12 protein-coding genes and 2 pseudogenes are annotated in these 15,884 nt (G+C 71.0%); 11 read left to right on the top strand and 3 right to left on the bottom strand.

Annotated features, from left to right (window positions below; genetic code table 11):
* A pseudogene (locus IF54_RS39865) lies at nucleotides 1–997 on the bottom strand (ABC transporter substrate-binding protein); the annotation flags it as partial.
* A 467-nt stretch (nucleotides 998–1,464) separates the two neighbouring features.
* Between IF54_RS39865 and IF54_RS0130180 the strand changes: the two are divergent.
* Together IF54_RS0130180 and IF54_RS0130185 are read left to right on the top strand one after the other, a co-directional pair.
* Nucleotides 1,465–2,529: a LacI family DNA-binding transcriptional regulator gene (locus tag IF54_RS0130180; RefSeq protein ID WP_037820804.1), complete on the top strand. Its 1,065-nt coding sequence runs from the start codon at nucleotides 1,465–1,467 to the stop codon at nucleotides 2,527–2,529.
* A gap of 114 nt (nucleotides 2,530–2,643) precedes the next feature.
* On the top strand, nucleotides 2,644–3,576 hold the full coding sequence (locus tag IF54_RS0130185; protein ID WP_063754976.1) for a squalene/phytoene synthase family protein: 933 nt from the start codon (nucleotides 2,644–2,646) through the stop codon (nucleotides 3,574–3,576).
* Here IF54_RS0130185 and IF54_RS0130190 read toward each other — a convergent pair.
* Nucleotides 3,543–3,809: a GlsB/YeaQ/YmgE family stress response membrane protein gene (locus IF54_RS0130190; RefSeq protein WP_030324463.1), complete on the bottom strand. Its 267-nt coding sequence runs from the start codon at nucleotides 3,807–3,809 to the stop codon at nucleotides 3,543–3,545. The two genes, IF54_RS0130185 and IF54_RS0130190, sit on opposite strands and share 34 nt — an antisense overlap.
* Before the next feature lie 268 nt (nucleotides 3,810–4,077).
* Here IF54_RS0130190 and IF54_RS0130195 point away from each other — a divergent pair, with 268 nt between their 5' ends.
* The 4 genes from IF54_RS0130195 to IF54_RS0130210 all read left to right on the top strand — a co-directional run bounded on the left by IF54_RS0130195 (nucleotide 4,078) and on the right by IF54_RS0130210 (nucleotide 8,822).
* The gene (locus IF54_RS0130195) at nucleotides 4,078–4,431 is read left to right on the top strand and encodes an ArsR/SmtB family transcription factor (RefSeq protein WP_037820805.1); all 354 of its coding nucleotides are present in this window, start codon (nucleotides 4,078–4,080) and stop codon (nucleotides 4,429–4,431) included.
* Between the two features lie 495 nt (nucleotides 4,432–4,926).
* The gene (locus IF54_RS0130200) at nucleotides 4,927–6,633 is read left to right on the top strand and encodes an LCP family protein (RefSeq protein ID WP_234439099.1); all 1,707 of its coding nucleotides are present in this window, start codon (nucleotides 4,927–4,929) and stop codon (nucleotides 6,631–6,633) included.
* 72 nt (nucleotides 6,634–6,705) lie between these two features.
* Nucleotides 6,706–6,990 (top strand): Sec-independent protein translocase subunit TatA, encoded by a 285-nt coding sequence (gene tatA / locus IF54_RS0130205; RefSeq protein WP_030324471.1) that lies wholly within the window; start codon nucleotides 6,706–6,708, stop codon nucleotides 6,988–6,990.
* 71 nt (nucleotides 6,991–7,061) lie between these two features.
* A complete protein-coding gene (locus IF54_RS0130210) occupies nucleotides 7,062–8,822 on the top strand; it encodes a serine/threonine-protein kinase (RefSeq protein ID WP_030324473.1) in 1,761 nt (586 codons plus the stop codon).
* Here the strand turns inward: IF54_RS0130210 and IF54_RS0130215 are convergent.
* Nucleotides 8,803–9,990, bottom strand: a complete 1,188-nt coding sequence (locus tag IF54_RS0130215) for a hypothetical protein (protein ID WP_063754974.1) — start codon at nucleotides 9,988–9,990, stop codon at nucleotides 8,803–8,805. The two genes, IF54_RS0130210 and IF54_RS0130215, sit on opposite strands and share 20 nt — an antisense overlap.
* Nucleotides 9,991–10,244: 254 nt before the next feature.
* Between IF54_RS0130215 and IF54_RS0130220 the strand changes: the two genes are divergently transcribed.
* From IF54_RS0130220 to IF54_RS0130240, 5 genes and pseudogenes are all read left to right on the top strand, one after another.
* Nucleotides 10,245–11,243 carry an aldo/keto reductase family protein gene (locus IF54_RS0130220; protein ID WP_030324476.1) on the top strand — a complete coding sequence of 333 codons (999 nt, stop codon included), beginning with the start codon at nucleotides 10,245–10,247 and terminating at the stop codon, nucleotides 11,241–11,243.
* Between the two features lie 248 nt (nucleotides 11,244–11,491).
* Nucleotides 11,492–12,283 (top strand): DUF899 family protein, encoded by a 792-nt coding sequence (locus tag IF54_RS0130225; RefSeq protein WP_030324477.1) that lies wholly within the window; start codon nucleotides 11,492–11,494, stop codon nucleotides 12,281–12,283.
* A 129-nt stretch (nucleotides 12,284–12,412) separates the two neighbouring features.
* Nucleotides 12,413–13,489, top strand: coding sequence for a MerR family transcriptional regulator (locus IF54_RS0130230; RefSeq protein WP_078852169.1), 1,077 nt, complete (start codon nucleotides 12,413–12,415; stop codon nucleotides 13,487–13,489).
* 157 nt (nucleotides 13,490–13,646) lie between these two features.
* Nucleotides 13,647–14,182 (top strand): annotated as a pseudogene (locus IF54_RS39870) (ANTAR domain-containing protein).
* 202 nt (nucleotides 14,183–14,384) lie between these two features.
* Entirely contained in the window at nucleotides 14,385–15,854 is a 1,470-nt protein-coding gene (locus IF54_RS0130240) for a purine-cytosine permease family protein (protein ID WP_030324479.1), read from the top strand.
* The last annotated feature ends 30 nt before the right edge of the window (nucleotides 15,855–15,884 follow it).

Raw genomic sequence — 15,884 nt, forward strand, 5'->3', positions numbered from 1 at the left:
CGCGAGTCACGGTCCATGAACTGCGTCAGACTCTTCGCCCCCGAGATCATCTCGTACGCCTTCTTCTGCAACGGCGAATACGACGCCGTCGACGCCTTGTTCGAAGCCGCCACCACACTCGGGTCCGACTTCAAATAGATCTCCTCCGCCGCCGGCGTCCCCAGGAACTCCAGGAGCTTCACCATGCCGTCGTGGTTCTTCGGCGACTTGCTCACCATGAACCCGTCGGTCGGCGCCTCGACCGTGTCCTGCCCGTAGGTCGGATTGATCTCCGGGAAGGCGAAGAAGTCCAGGTCGTCCAGGTCCGCCTTGTTGCTGAACTGCTGCGCCACGAACGTGCCCAGCAGATACATGCCCGCCTTCTTGGACACCAGCGTCTGGGCGGCGTCCTGCCAGGTGCGGCCCATGAAACCGTCCTGGTGGTAGCTCGACGTGGAAGTCGTAGCCGTTGAGGCGGAAGTTGATCTGGTCGAACGTGCCCATCGCCGGCCAGGCGTCCTTGTCGCCGTCCCACGTGGTGGGGACCTGGTAACCGTGCTGGGCGAAGACGGACTTGCGGTAGAACACCGCCCACGGATACGTCGTCAGCGGCACGAAGTAGTACTTGCCGTCAGCCCCCTTGGACAGCTTCTTCATCGCGTCCGGGAAGTTGCCGCCGATCTTCTCCCACACGTCGTCGATCGGGGAGGCCAGTCCCTTCTGCGCGAAGAACTGCATCCGGTACCCGGCGAACCAGTTGAACACGTCGTCCGGCGTGCCCTGAAGGTAGGAGTTGATCTGCTCCTGGAACGTGTTGTGGTCCCTTCTTCGGCACGGCATCCGACGCGTTCGACCCCAACGTCACCGTCTTCGGATCCGACGAACCACCACTGCTGCCACACGCACTCAGCAACGGCACACCCGCACCCGCGAGCAGCACGGCACCACCCGCACCCCGCAACAGACTGCGGCGGCTCGGCGAAGGAAGAGAGGGACCCGAGGGGGAGATGTCACGCATTGCGGCTCCTGACAGGGCGGTCGTACCCGGGCTTCGGTACGGCGACCCGATGTGACGGTGGTGAGGAGGACTTCACCAACTGATCAGAATCAAACGTGATCGCACAGAGGCGATCGCGATGCCACGAAGATTGGGCGTTGGACAGGGCTGATGTCAAGACCATGTGTCCGAATATCTGCTGAGGCGGGATGCGGCGAGAGCGAGCACCCGCACGGTTCGCGACCGGTTCCGGCGTCGGCTGCCACGGGTCGGACCGTCCCGGTGCCTGCGGGCTGAACAGGCCTGATGCCCTTCCGCCCGGACTTTGGGAAAGCGCTTTCCGGGAAACTTCGGACATTGAGCCGCTGAGTACGTCCGGTCCGAACCCTTGACGCGTCCGTCGTGGGCGCCGTAGACATGACCGCGCGGTCAGACCGCGCGGTCATCCCCGCTGACCTGCACCGAGGGACAGATCCACAGGAGAGTTCATGACACCGGAAGCAGGGCGCGACCCGCAGGCGCCCGTGCCACGCAGTGCGGACGTCGCACGGCTGGCCGGGGTGTCGCGCAAGACGGTCTCCCGGGTGCTCAACGACGAGCCGTACGTCTCCGACGAGGCGCGACGTCGTGTGCTCGCGGCCGCGGAAGAACTCGGCTACCGCCTGAACCACGCGGCCCGGGCCCTGGCCTCCGGGCGCACCCGCTCCCTCGGCGTCGTCGCCCTGGGCACCGCGGGCTATGGAACCGCTTCCCTTCTGGTGCACATCGAGCACGCCGTACGGGACTCCGGGTACGCGCTCCGTGTGATCAACACGCCCGACGGTGCCCCGGAGGGCATCGCTGACGCGCTGGGGTCACTGCTCGAGCAGGGCGTGGACGGGGTCATCGTCTCCGAACCCTTCGTCAAGGGACAGGTGCCGCTCCGCGTCGACGTCCCCGTCCTCTTCCTCGGCGCACCGCCTTCCTTCACGGGCTCCCGGACGCTGACGGCGAGCCTGGGCACGCGGGAGCTGGCACGGGCCGCCACCGAGCACCTGCTGGAGCTGGGGCACGAGACGGTCCACCATCTCGCCGGTCCCCGGAAGTGGTACGTCACCAAGGACCGGATCGAGGGCTGGCGGGACGCGCTGGCCGCCCGGGGTGCGCACGAGCCGCCGCTGCTCAACGGCGACTGGTCGGCGGAGTCCGGATACGCGGCCGGGCGTGAGCTGGCCTCGGACGCGTCGGTGACCGCGGTGTTCGCCGCGGGCGACGAGATGGCCATCGGTCTCGTCCATGCCCTGCGGGAAGCGGGTCGGCGGGTGCCGGCGGACATCAGTGTCGTCGGATTCGACGGCCAGCCCGTGTTCGCCTACGTCTCCCCGCCGCTGACCACCGTGCGTCAGCCCTTCGAGGCGGCCGCGCGGGAAGGCGTCAGGGTGCTCGTGCACGCCGTCGAGCACCCCGATGCCGAGCCGGCGTTGGCCGGAGAACCCCCGGTCGAACTCGTCGTCCGCGGCTCGAGCGCACCCCCGCCGCCCGACCGCCGCCGGCCTCCACTCCGCACGACCTGATCGCCCCTCTCCGGTGCGCACGGTCTCCGCCCCGTGACCGGACCGTCGGACGGCCGGCCCGGCGACGACTAAGGTCGCCCGGAGATGCCGTGGGCGAGCAAGGGGTGGGAACACGTGCCGAGTTGGGACCGCAGACTGACGGCCGCCGGGGTGGGGGACCCCGCTCTGCGCGCGGACTACTCGACCGCCGCCCGGGTCTTCGCCCGTCGCATCCTCGCCCACTACGCGGCCGTACGCCTGCTGGTGACCCCGGCCCTGCACCCGCACGTGGTCGCCTCCTACGCCTTCCTCGCCCGCACCGACGACCTCGCCGACCAAGGGCCGTTGGAGCAACGCCTGCCGCGCTGGCACGCCTGGGCCGAGCAGGTCACCGACGGCCTGGGCTCCGGCCACGCCGACGACCCGGTGCTGCGGGCCTTCCTGCACACCGTCGCCGTGCGGCGGCTGCCCCACCACTGGGTGCACACCTACCTCAAGGCCACGACCGAGGAACTGCACTTCGCGGGCCACGCCACCGAGACCGACTTCCAGCGGTACGTCGACCATCTCGCCCTGCCCGCCCTGATGCTGATCGAGGATCTCCAGCACGAGGGCGGCGGTGACGAGGTCTTCCGGTCCCGCTGCCGGTCCTTCGCCGAGGGACTCCAGCGCCTGGACTTCCTGACCGATCTCACCGACGACCTGAAGGAAGGGCGCCTCTACCTCCCGCAGGAGGACCTGGACCGCCTGGGCGTCACCCGCGCCGACCTCGAGCAGGGGCAGGACACCCCGGCCGTGAGGGAGCTGGTGGCCCTGACCTGTCGCAGGACCAGGAAGTCCCTGAGCGACTCGCGGGCCCTGGCGGACGTCACGGTGCCGGGGTTCCGGCCGTTGCAGCGTGCCCTGCTCGACCTCGCCGAGCACCAGCTCTCCCGCGTCGAGAGCGCCGGCGCCGCCGTCACCCGGCGAGGCGTGGGATACGGCGTCCGCGTGCCGCTCGCCGTTCTGTTCCGTGAGCGGCGCCAACTGTCCGGTCAGTCGCGTGAGTTGCCGAACAGCAGGCGATAGCCGATCAGCAGGACCAGGGAGCCGGCGATCGCCGAGCCCCAGGTGTAGAGGTCGAAGAAGTGGTTCTCCACCGGGCGGTCCAGGAGGCGGGAGGAGAGCCAGCCGCCGACGAACGCGCCCGCGATGCCGATGAGAGTGGTGCCGATGAGGCCGCCCGGGTCGCGGCCGGGCAGCAGGATCTTGGCGATGGCTCCGGCGAGCAGGCCCAGGATGATCCAGCCGATGATGCCCACGTCGTAGTCCTCCGGTCGGGTCGGGGCCGGGCGGACTCCGCCCGGCCCCGATGCTTCAAGTTGCCTGTTTGCGCAAGCCTATGGACTGATGTGCGGTCGCGGTGGGGTCGGCCGGAGAATGGCGGCAAGTCGTCGACGTTCCTTCACGGACTTATTACATTGCGCAAGTGATGAACTGACAGTGCGCCCGCCGGGTCCCCGCCCCCGGCCCTTACACTGAGACAGCACACGTGTGTTCACCGTGACCGGGGCGGGGCAGGAGAGGACTGTGGCGACACTCGCAGGTGGCTTCGAGGATCCGTCCGCCGAGGTACTGGCCGAGGCGGCCGAGGTGTTCGGACTGCTCGCCTCCTCCGCCCGACTGCACATCATGTGGGCGCTGGCCCAGGGCGAGAGCGATGTCACCCACCTCGCCGACCGGGTGGGCGGCGCGCTCCCCGCCGTCAGCCAGCACCTGGCGAAACTGAAACTCGCCGGTCTGGTCCGCTCCCGCCGCGAGGGCCGCAGGCAGGTCTACTACGTCGACGACCCCGACATCGTGACCGTGGTCCGCGTGATGGTCGGCCAGCTGACCGCCCGTACCGTCCCGGCCGCCCACGGCATCGCCTCACGCCGCTCTTAGTCCCCGTCCGGTACGAAGGACGCCGGACGGAAGTAGGGGGAGAGGCATGTCCGAGGTCCGGGCGTCTGGCGTCGGCGCCTGCTGCCCGCGGTCGTCCTCGCCCTGGCCCTGTACGTCGTCGTACGGCCCCGCGCAGTACGACCCCTCCGTGCGCGCGTGCCCATCAGGCGGCAACCTGACGGCCTTCGCCCGCGCTGTGACGCCGGGCAGTCAGGCCCGGGCGTACCCGGACAAGCTGCACGCGAACTGGACCTGGGCGGGGAGGGCCGTGGGGGAGGGCTGAGATGTGTACGGGGTTGCCGCGTTCCTCCATGAGATGCCTCACCTGTGAAATCCCGCGGGCTCCGTGCTGGCCGGGCCACGGATTTGTTAGATTGCGCAACTACGCAACCTAGGTCGAGCTCGCGCCCGGCCTGCCCGTACACCGTCGCCCACGCCCGGCCGCCCACCCCTCGGCCCGGCCCGACGGGCCCGACCGTTTCGTGGGAGTGGTAGATGAGCGACCGGTGGGACGTCCCGGGCGGTCAGGCCACGCGCAGCCGCACCGACCAGGTGCCCGGACAGCGCGCGGGTGGATCCGGCGGAGCACACCGGCCCGGAGGCCGGGCCGCGGCCCGGGCGGCGACCCGTTCGCAGGGCGGCAGGAGCTCGCGCCGCCGCGCACGCCCGGCGCGTCGCGGCAGGCGGATCCTGAAGATCGCAGGGCTGTGTCTGGCGATCCTGGTGCTGGGCACCGCCGGCGTGGGGTGGTGGTTCTACGAGCACCTCAACGGCAACATCAACAGCGTTGCGCTCGACGGCAAGGGCGGCTCGGAGAAGGCCGACGCCTTCGGCCGCACCCCGATCAACATCCTGGTGATGGGCTCCGACGGCCGCACGAGCAAGGCGGACTGCAAGCTCGGCGGCGGCTGCTCCCGGACCGGTGTGCAGACCGGCAACGGCAACGCGGACGTGCAGATGGTGGTGCACATATCCGCGGACCGCTCCAACGCCACCGTCATGAGCATCCCGCGCGACACCATGGTGAACGTCCCGGCCTGCAAGGACAGCGAGAGCGGCGAGTCCACGCCTGGCTACTTCGGCCAGATCAACAGCGCCCTCCAGTACGGCCCCGCCTGCCAGGTGGCCACCATCCACCAGCTCACCGGCATCCCCATCGACCACTTCGTCAAGCTCGACTTCTCCGGAGTGGTGAAGATGTCCGACGCGGTCGGCGGTGTCTCGGTGTGCGTCAGCGACAACGTGTACGACACCTACTCGCACCTGAAGCTGTCCAAGGGCACCCACACCCTCAAGGGCCAGGCGGCCCTGGAGTTCGTCCGCTCCCGGCACGGATTCGGGGACGGCAGCGATCTCGGTCGTACCGTCTCGCAGCACATCTTCCTCAGCGCGATGATCCGGAAGTTCAAGAGCGCGGGCACCCTCACCGACCCCACCGCGGTCTACGACCTCGCCGACGCCGCCACCAAGGCGCTGACCGTCGACGACGGCCTCGGCAGCGTCAAGAAGCTGATCTCGCTCGCGGACGACGTGAACAAGGTCCCCACCAAGCGGATGACCTTCACGACGATGCAGACCGCCCCCGACCCGACCAACAGCAACCGTGTGGTGGTGGGATCGGGCGCCAAGGACCTGTTCTCCAGCATCGTCGACGACCAGTCCCTGACCACCGGTTCCGGGAAGAAGTCGGCGGCGGCCGGCGCGAAGCCCACGGCCGCGGCGGTGCCGGCCTCCCAGGTCGCTGTGACCGTGGAGAACGGCACCACGATCACCGGCCGGGCCTCCGAGGTGGCGAGCGCGCTCACCCAGCAGGGCTTCAGCTCGGCCACGACCACGGCCAACGCCCCCAGCCCCGCGACGACCACCACGCTCACCTACGGCACCGGTCAGAAAGGGGCGGCGCAGACGGCCGCCAAGGCGCTCGGGCTGTCCGCCTCCCATCTCGAACAGGGCTCGGGCACCGGCCTGACCCTGGTGATCGGCGCGGACTGGACGAGCGGCAGCACCTACCCGGGCGGCGCTTCCTCCCACGCGCCCGCCGACACCAAGGCCGCGGTCTCCAACGCCCACGCCCAGACCGCCGACCAGGCCAAGACCTGCGCCAAGGTCAGCCCCTACCGGACGGTGGAGCTCAACGGGGTCCCCATGACACCGGCGCAGGCCTACGCGGCGGCGACCGGCAAGAAGGACTCCGACGAGTGACACCGGATCGAGGCCGGGGGTTGTACAGTTGCGCAAGCTGGCAACAATGAGCGTTGAGAAGGGACGTACGGAATGCTCCGCAACGGACTGGAACCCTGGCACCTGTTGGTCGTCGTGATCCTCTTCCTTCTGCTGTTCGGGTCCAAGAAGCTGCCGGACGCCGCACGCGGGCTGGGCAAGTCGATGCGCATCCTCAAGAGCGAGGCCAAGGCGATGAAGGAGGACGGCACCACGCAGTCCACCGCCGCCCCGGCCGAGGGTGCGGCCCCTGCCGAGTCCACGCAGCACGTCATCCAGTCCGCGTCCGGTGAGACCGCCACGGCCCACCGCACGGCGGAGGGCACCCCGGCTCACTGACGCCAGGAGGGCCGGCGTCCCGGCCCAGGGGGCGGCGAAGGCTGTCGGTGACGACAACTATGCTCCCGTCCATGAGTGAGGCAGGCGAAGGCCCCGGCAGACGAGTCGTCGACGGGCGCTTCGAGTTGGAGGCCCGCCTCGGCGGCGGCGGGATGGGCACGGTCTGGCGGGCCAGGGATCTGGCTCTGCACCGGATGGTCGCGGTCAAGGAGGTCCGTCCGCCGGACCCGGACCTCGCCGAGTACGACCCGGACGGTGCGCGCACCCTGCGGGAGCGGGTGCTGCGCGAGGCGCGGGCCCTCGCCCGGATCGACCATCCGAACGTCGTGACCATCCATCACATCGTCGACGGCGGCGAGGGCACCTACCCCTGGATCGTCATGGAACTGGTCACCGGCGGCTCGCTGGCCGACCGGCTGGCCCAGGGACCGATGCCGCCCGCCGAGGCGGCCCGGATCGGCCGGGGAGTGCTGGCCGCGCTCATCGCCGCGCACGAGGCCGACATCCAGCACCGGGACGTCAAGCCGGCCAACGTCCTGCTGCGACCCGACGGCCGCCCCCTCCTCACCGACTTCGGCATCGCCGCGATCCGCGAGACGACCAGCCTCACCGTGACCGGCTCCATCATCGGTACCCCCGACTTCATGGCGCCCGAGCGGATCTCGGGTCACGAGGGCGGTTCCGCCTCCGACCTGTGGTCGCTGGCGATGATGCTGTACGCCGCCGTGGAGGGCCACCACCCGCTGCGCCGGGCCAACACCCTGGCCACCCTCGCCGCCGTCCTCAACGACGACGTGCCGAAACCTGTCCGGGCCGGGGCCCTGGGTGACGTACTGATGAGCGTGCTCGTCCGCGATCCGGCGGCGCGGCCGTCGTCCGCCGAACTGGACCGGATGCTGGCCGGGATCGAGTCGGGGCAGAGCGTCCCGGCGACCGCCTGGCACCAGCCCGCCCCCTACCTGCCGAACCAGCAGATCGGCCCCCACACGCCTGCCCCGACGTACACAGGCCCGGGGGCCTTCGCCGCCCCGACGACCCCCTACGGCGGTGCCGCCCCCGGGAGTTCGACCGTCCCCACCGGGTTCGGGCCGCCGCCGGTCCACCCCGGGCCCGGCCCGGTCATGCCCCAGCCGCTGACCTCACCCGTGCGGGTGGGCCGTGGGAGCCGCCCCGCACTGAGGGTGGTGCTCGGTGTCGCGGGGACGTCGCTCGCCGGTGCGTTGGTCCTGATGTGGTGGCTGCTGCCGTTGGGGAACGACTCCGGCGGCTCGGGCGCCTCGGCGGACCCCGGAACCTCGGCCGTCGTCTCGGCGCGGGAATCGGCCGGCTCCCCGACCGCCGCCCCCGCCGGTCGGCAGTCCAGGGGCTCGGCCGGCACCAGCCTGCTCACTCCGGACGGCATCCGCACCGCCGTCGCGGCGATCGAGAAGGAGACCGGCAGGGACCGGTTCGGTGACTTCACCGCCTACGACGACTTCGTGTCCGTCGAGGTCATGGTCAAGGGCAGCGACAGCAAGTACGACACCTACACCTACCGTGCGGGGCGGGGCGTGGAGAAGGGCATCATCAAGGGCAGCCTCGCCGGCGGCAACCAGCCCTTCCGGCTCGACGGCTTCGACTGGGACAAGGTGCCCGTGCTGCTCGCGGAGGCGCGCAAGAAGCTCAACGTCGACAACCCCAACAGCAGTTACGTGGTGGTGAGACCGCCCAACGACACCTTCGACACCCCGCTCGGCATGGCCGTCTACCTCAGCAACGAGTACAGCCAGGCCGGTTATCTGGAGGCGACCCCCAAGGGCAAGGTGACCCGGGTCATGCCTGCGGAGGACTGACGGGCGAGATCTGCGGCTGCGGCTCGGGCGACTTCACGGCGTCCCCGTCCCCGTCCGCGCCGCCTCCGTCCCTGCCGTCTCCGTCCCCGCCGCCGGTCAGCCGCAGTGCCGCGCACGCCGCCGTGCCCGCGAGGACGCCGAAGGTCAGAGCCGCGGGCACGTTCGAGCCGAGACCCGAGAACAGGTGCACCGGGCCCCACACGGTGACGGTGTCGTCGGCCACCGTGCGCAGGAGCTCGCTCGCCAGCAGCCCGAGCAGGATGGCGCACACCGCCCCGACCGCCATCGCCGGGACCGTGATCCGGGTGAGCAGGCCGGGCAGCAGTCGCAGCGACCACCACACCACGGCCAGGGTCAGCAGATCCGCGGCCCTGTAGAGCAGCCAGTCGCCGAGCGGGGCGGTCGACGGGCCCGCCCAGCTGCCCAGCAGCAGCCACTCGCGCAGCAGATCGCCGGGCTCGGACAGCAGCCCCCGGCCGCTGAACGAGGTCTGGATCCAGCCCGCGACCGACACGTACGAAAGGACCACCAGCGACAGCGCGACCATCGCGGTCCCCACGCTCGCTGCGAGACGCGCGGCGCGCGGCGGTACGGCCCGCCGGGGCAGCGGAGCCTCGCCCTTGACCGTGACGCGCGCCACGAGCACCGTGAGCCCAGCGGTCAACAGCCCCGCGAACACCGCGACCGGCCCGCTCGACGAGATCACCGAGGCCAGCTGGGGCAGGATCCGGAAGCTGCCGTGCTCCCGGGAGGCGAGCAGCCAGGGCGCGGAGAGTGTCACGGCGAGCGTGCAGGCCACCGGGCCCCAGGCCCACAGCGCGAGCAGGAGGGCCGGTGTACGGCGCCGCGTCGGCGGCAGCCCGCGGATCAGCAGCAGCGCACCGGCCGTGAACACCCCGAAGAGCGCCACGAACCGGATCTGCATCGCGGTCCTGTACAGGTCGGCGTACCGGGTGGCGCCGACCGCGCCGGGGTCCACGGACGCCGTCGAGGCCCCGTACGACCAGGGTGCCAGCCAGCTCCGCAGCTCGTTGACGGAGTCGATGCCCAACACTCCGGTGCTGCCGCGCAGTTGGAGCGCCTCGGCGCTCGCGCCCGCCCACCACATCAGCAGCGTGATGAGCAGTCCTCCGAACACCGCCGGTATCACCGCACGTCGATAGGTCATGTGTCTTCCCCCGCCTCGGCCCCTGGTCATGGGCGCTTCGATCAGCCGAAGGGTAGGCCAAGCGGACCTTCGGCCGAACCGCAGGGTCGGCTCACCGCTCCCTTTGTCGACAACCCTGAACGCGGTGCGTCGGGCGGTTCGACAGCGGCCCTCACCTCGCCGGCCGATGAAGACCGCGGTTCGGGGTACGGGCATGGTCGCCGGGCGCCCACACCGGAACGGACCCCGGCCACCGCCGTCCAGAAGGAGCCCTCATGCGGTACCGCACACTCGGCAGCTCGGACCTTGAGGTCTCGGAGATCTCCCTCGGCTCGTGGCTCACCTACTCCGGCGGCGTCGAGGCCGACGCGACCCGCGCCTGCACCGAAGCGGCCTTCGAGGCGGGCATCAACTTCTTCGACACGGCCAACGCGTACGGCAGGGGAGCGGCGGAGACCGCCTGGGGCGAGATCCTCTCGGCCCACCCGCGTGACTCCTACGTCCTGGCCACCAAGGTCTACTTCCCGATGTCGGACGACCCGGCCGACCGGGGTCTTTCCGCACAGCAGATCGCGAAGCAGATCGACGCCTCCCTCACCCGCCTCAGGACCGACCACGTCGACCTTTACCAGGCACACCGCTTCGACACCACCGTGCCGATCGAGGACACCGTCGAGGCCTTCCAGAAGGTCGTCGCTCAGGGCAAGGCCCGCTACATCGGCTTCAGCGAGTGGACCCCCGAGCAGATCCAGGCGGCGATCGACCTCGCGGGGCCCGACCTGTTCGTCTCCTCGCAACCGCAGTACTCCCTGCTGTGGCAGGCGCCCGAGGCCGAGGTGTTCGACCTCTGCGCCGCGCACGACATCTCCCAGATCGTGTGGTCCCCGCTCGCCCAGGGTGTCCTCACCGGCAAGTACAAGCCCGGGCAGCCGGTGCCGGAGGGCAGTCGCTTCGCCTCCGCGGACATGGCGGTCTCCCAGGACCTCGTCTACAGCGAAGCCACCCTCGCAGCGGTCCAGCGCCTCGTCCCGATCGCCGAGGAGGCGGGCCTCGATCTGCCGACCCTGGCCCTCGCCTGGGTCCTGCGCCGCAGGGAACTCGCCTCCGCGATCACCGGTGCCTCCCGCCCGGAACAGGTTCACGCGAACGCGGCGGCGTCGGGGATCGAACTGACCGAGGACGTCCTCACCGCCGTCGACCGGGCCCTCGGCGACACCCCGATCACCGAACCGACCCTCGCTCCGGGGGCGGAGGCGGGCGTCAAACACCGGTGAGCGGGGTCGTGCGCACCAAGCGGGTGAGAAGCCACGCCCGCGGTGCTGCCGACTCGACGGCGCCAGGGCCCGGACAAGCGCCCACGGTGCAGGAACCGACGCAGCGCCGAAAGTCCCCCGCGCGAGCGCGATGAGTTCGGGCCGGAGCCGCAGTCTGTCCCGGTGACCGGTCCCCGGTGCTGTACGCCGCGCCCTGCCCGCGGCCGCCGTACTCACCCGTGCACCGCGCCCCGACCCACGGAGGACTTATGACGACCACCCCGGACGACTTCGCGCCCCGGACCCCCACCCGCCCCGGCCGTCCGCCCGTGACCGACCTGGCCACCTGGCAGCGCGCCCGCGACGAACTGCTGGTCCGCGAGAAGGCCCACACGCGCGAGGGCGACGCCATCGCCGCGGCCCGCCGGAGACTGCCGATGGTGGAGTTCGACGGCGCGGTCGAGGTCGCCGGGCCCGACGGACCCGTGCCGTTCCTGGACCTGTTCGAGGGCCGCGACGAGCTCGTGGTCTACAAGCACATGTGGTACGACGGCGCGCCGCACCAGGGCCAGTGCGAGGGCTGCACCACGACGGCGTGGCATCTCAAGGACGCCGTCTACCTCAACGCCCGCGGTGTCTCCTTCGCCGTCCTGACCTCGGGACCGGCGGACGAGGTGGCCGCGTACGTCGCGTTCATGGGCTACACGCAGCCCTGGTACTCGGTGCGTGACGTGGCTCCGCCGGTCGGCGGCGACATGGGCCACCTCACCTGTTACCTCCGCGACGGCGACCGCACGTTCCTCACCTACTCCACGACGGGCCGGGGCAACGAGCGGGTCAACGGATCCATGGGCCTGCTGGACATGACGCCCTACGGTCGCGGCGAGGCGTGGGAGGACAAGCCGGAGGACTGGCCCGAGGGCCTCGCCGCGTGCTGGAGCTGGCGCTCGGACGCGGACGGGACACCCACCTGGGGCCCCACCAGCCGTCCCGTACCTCAGTGGACCCGCCCCGGCGCCGCCCCCGTGCACACCCTCGGCCGCCGGGGCCACCACCACTGAGGCCGTGAGGCGAGGCCGGCAGGGAAGGCATGTGCTCGCGGGGAGGCCGACAGCGAAGCCGCGTGCTCGCACCCCGCGCTTGACCCTCGACCTTGTGCAGGGCCCAGAGTTCCGGGTGTGGAGAACGACATGCGCAGCATCGGCGAGACGGCCCGGGACAGCGGACTGGGGGTGAGCGCCCTGCGGTTCTACGACCGGGCCGGCGTGCTGGTGCCGGCCTGGGTCGATCCGGTCAGCGGATACCGCTGGTACGAGCCGGGCCAGGTGGAGGAGGCCCGGCTGCTGGGCCGTCTGCGCCGGGCCGGGATGCCGCTGGCGGACATCAGGCTGGTGCTGGCCGGCTGGTCCGGCGCGGACGCCGAACTGGTCCGCATGCTGCTGGAGGCACACCTGGGCCGTCTCGAACGGGGACTGTCCGCCGCCCGCGAGGAGTTCTCCGCGCTCCGCGCCGTACTCGATCACCGGGAGAACGCCATGACCTCGCTCCGTACCGCCGCCGTCCGGCTGTCCCTCGCCGCACCCGAACTGGCAGCCGCGCTGGACACCGTCCGGTTCGCGGTGAGCACCGACCGGGACCTGCCGATGCTCGGCGGGATCCTGTTCGACATCGAGGGCGAGAGCCTCCATGTCGTGGCCACCGACCGCTACCGCATGGCGGTCGCGCGGACCGGTGTCGCCGGGCACGAGGGCGGCCGGGTGCAGGTCGTGGTGCCCACCCCGCTCGCCGACGCGATGCGGGCGCTGCTGGACGGCGTGGGGGCGGTCGGGCTGACCGTGGAAGGCGACCGTGTGACGCTGGAGGCCGGGGACCGGCAGGCGGCCGGTCCGCGCCTCGACCACGACTTCCCCGACTACCGCCGTCTGATCCCGCCGACCGCGGGACGCCGCGTACTCGTCGACGCGGCCGCCTTCCGGCAGGCCCTCAAGACCGGCCCGGTGCGCTCCGGCGAGGACGGAGGTCAGCCCCTCAGCGTGCTCGCAGCTCAGGACGACGGCACGGTGACCCTCCATGCCGACGCCGACGGTGACCAGGGCCGGGTGGCGGTCAACCGTGACTTCCTGCTCGACGCCGTGGCCGCTCTGGCCGCCGGATCCGACGACCGACTGGCCCTCGAGCTCGTCACCCCCACGGCCCCGATCACGATCCGCCGCCCCGACGACGAGGAGACCTTCTCGTTGCTGATGCCGGTCCGCCTCGACGACTGACCCTCCGCCGGTGCCGGGCACCGCACCCCCCGGGGGTGCGGGCTCGCGGCCGACGGACGTACCCCGCACCGTGAATCCCGCAGGTGCGGGTAGGGGCCCTCTGTCGAAAAGAGCGGCAGTGGAGAACGTCGGCAACTGGAGCGGGTTCGCCGAGCGGATGGCGGGGATGGCCCGGGATCTCCTGGCGCAGGATTCGGTGGCCGGGACACTCGACCGGATCAGCGCCTCCGCCACGGAACTCGTGGAGGGCTGCACCTCGGCCGGCGTCCTGGTGCTGCACGACCGCAAGGTGGAGACATTCACCGCCACGGACCAGCTGGTCGTCGACAGTGACCGGTTGCAGGAGCAGCTGGCGGAAGGGCCCTGCTACGACGCCGCCCGCACCTCGCAGGGCGAACGGACCTACCGGATCGCCGACCTAGACGCCGAGAGCGAGCAGTGGCCGGTGTTCGCCCCGCGGGCCCGTGCCCTCGGCGTGGGCAGCATGATGGGGTTCCTGCAGGCCGTCGCCACCCGCCATGTGATCGGCGAGCGATGGGCATCCTCATGGGCATCCTCATGGGCATCCTCATGGGCAGCCACCACCTCACCGAGGACCAGGCCTTCGACGTGCTGAAGCGCTATTCGCAGGACAACAACGTCAAACTGCGCGAGGTCGCCCGCCAGGTCTGCGAGAAGGGCACCCTGGACTGACCGGTCGGCATCCGGGGCCGACTCACTGCGGCCTCCCCGGCTCGTGGCTGAACCGGAGAAGCCTGGCCGGGCGGCTCCCATGGGCTCACCGATCATCCGGCCTTCGCTTCAAGTCCCCACCCAGGCGAGAGCTACTCCTGATTGACGACCCGCCGCCCCCTGCCTACCGTCGCCCCAACACATCCGAACAGGCGGATCGACGATGACAGACACCACGGGGCATCCCGACAGCAGATCCACCGCCCGGCAGCTCCAGGTGGAGACGCACGGGCTGGACGTGATCGGCGACGCCGAACGCAAAGGCACCCCCCGCACCCTGTTCTGGCCGTGGTTCGGCGCCAACGTGTCCGTCCTGGGCCTGAGTTACGGCTCCTTCGCGCTCGGTTTCGGGATCTCCTTCTGGCAGGCACTGGCCGCCGGGGTGATCGGGATCGTCTTCTCGTTCCTGCTGTGCGGCTTCGTGGCGGTCGCCGGCAAACGCGGTTCGGCCCCGACGATGGTGCTCAGCCGTGCCGCCTACGGAGTGCGCGGCAACCGGCTGCCGTCGGTCGTCTCCTGGGTGCTCACCGTCGGCTGGGAGACCGTGCTGTGCGCGCTCGCCACCCTGGCCACGGCGACCGTCTTCAGGGAGCTGGGCTGGGGCGGCGGCACCGGGACCCAGGTGCTCGCACTGATCGTGGTCGCGGGGCTCACCGTCGTCGGCGGGGTGATGGGCTTCGACCTGATCATGCGGCTCCAGACCGTGATCACCGTGGTCACGGGCGTGCTGACCGTCGTCTACGTCGGTCTCGTCGCCGACCACATCCACTGGAGCACCGTCAGCGCCCTCCCCGCGGGCTCCGCGCAGGAGTTCATCGGCGCGCTGGTCTTCATGATGACCGGCTTCGGCCTCGGCTGGGTCAACGCCGCCGCCGACTACTCCCGCTATCTGCCCCGCACCTCGTCGAGCCGGGGCGTGATCGGCTGGACCACGTTCGGCGCCTCCGTGGCCCCCCTGCTCCTGCTGGTCTTCGGACTGCTCCTGGCCGGCTCCTCCACCAAGCTCGGCGCCGCCGTCGCCGCCGACCCGATCGGTGCCCTCACCACCCTCCTGCCGACCTGGTTCCTGGTGCCCTTCGCCGTCGTCGCCGTCCTCGGCCTGGTCGGCGGCGCGGTCCTCGACATCTACTCGTCCGGCCTCGCCCTGCTGTCCGCGGGCCTGCGGATCCCACGGCCGCTGGCCGCGCTCGTCGACGGCGTGCTGATGATCGCCGGTTCCGTGTACATCGTGTTCTTCGCCGACGACTTCCTCGGTCAGTTCATGGGCTTCCTCACCACCCTCGGCGTCCCCATCGCCGCCTGGTGCGGGATCATGCTCGCCGACCTCGCGCTGCGCCGCCGCGACTACGACGAGGCCGACCTGTACCGCCCCGGCGGCCGCTACGGCGACGTACCGCCCGTTCCTCTGCTCCTCACCGTCCTCGCCACCGCCCTCGGCTGGGGCCTGGTCACCAACTCGGCCGCCGGCTGGCTGGACTGGCAGGGCTATCTCCTCGACCCCTTCGGCATGGGCGGCAAGTCCGGCGCGTGGGCCTACGCCAACCTGGGCGTGCTGGCCGCGCTCGCGACCGGTTTCCTCGGCACCCTGGCCCTCGGCCGCGGCCGGGTCCGTGCCCAGGAGGAGTCCGTATGACCAGGGGAAACCGGGTGACGGCCGGAAGGC

The organism is Streptomyces sp. NRRL B-3229 (assembly GCF_000719505.1).
Lineage (GTDB): Bacteria > Actinomycetota > Actinomycetes > Streptomycetales > Streptomycetaceae > Streptomyces > Streptomyces griseorubiginosus.

Bases quoted from the DNA above. Each gene is read 5' to 3' on its own strand.
- IF54_RS0130240 (WP_030324479.1), top strand. From the start codon at position 14,385: ATGACAGACACCACGGGGCATCCCGACAGCAGATCCACCGCCCGGCAG.
- IF54_RS0130215 (WP_063754974.1), bottom strand. From the start codon at position 9,990: ATGACCTATCGACGTGCGGTGATACCGGCGGTGTTCGGAGGACTGCTC.
- IF54_RS0130200 (WP_234439099.1), top strand. From the start codon at position 4,927: ATGAGCGACCGGTGGGACGTCCCGGGCGGTCAGGCCACGCGCAGCCGC.
- tatA (WP_030324471.1), top strand. From the start codon at position 6,706: ATGCTCCGCAACGGACTGGAACCCTGGCACCTGTTGGTCGTCGTGATC.
- IF54_RS0130180 (WP_037820804.1), top strand. From the start codon at position 1,465: ATGACACCGGAAGCAGGGCGCGACCCGCAGGCGCCCGTGCCACGCAGT.
- IF54_RS0130220 (WP_030324476.1), top strand. From the start codon at position 10,245: ATGCGGTACCGCACACTCGGCAGCTCGGACCTTGAGGTCTCGGAGATC.
- IF54_RS0130225 (WP_030324477.1), top strand. From the start codon at position 11,492: ATGACGACCACCCCGGACGACTTCGCGCCCCGGACCCCCACCCGCCCC.
- IF54_RS0130210 (WP_030324473.1), top strand. From the start codon at position 7,062: ATGAGTGAGGCAGGCGAAGGCCCCGGCAGACGAGTCGTCGACGGGCGC.
- IF54_RS0130230 (WP_078852169.1), top strand. From the start codon at position 12,413: ATGCGCAGCATCGGCGAGACGGCCCGGGACAGCGGACTGGGGGTGAGC.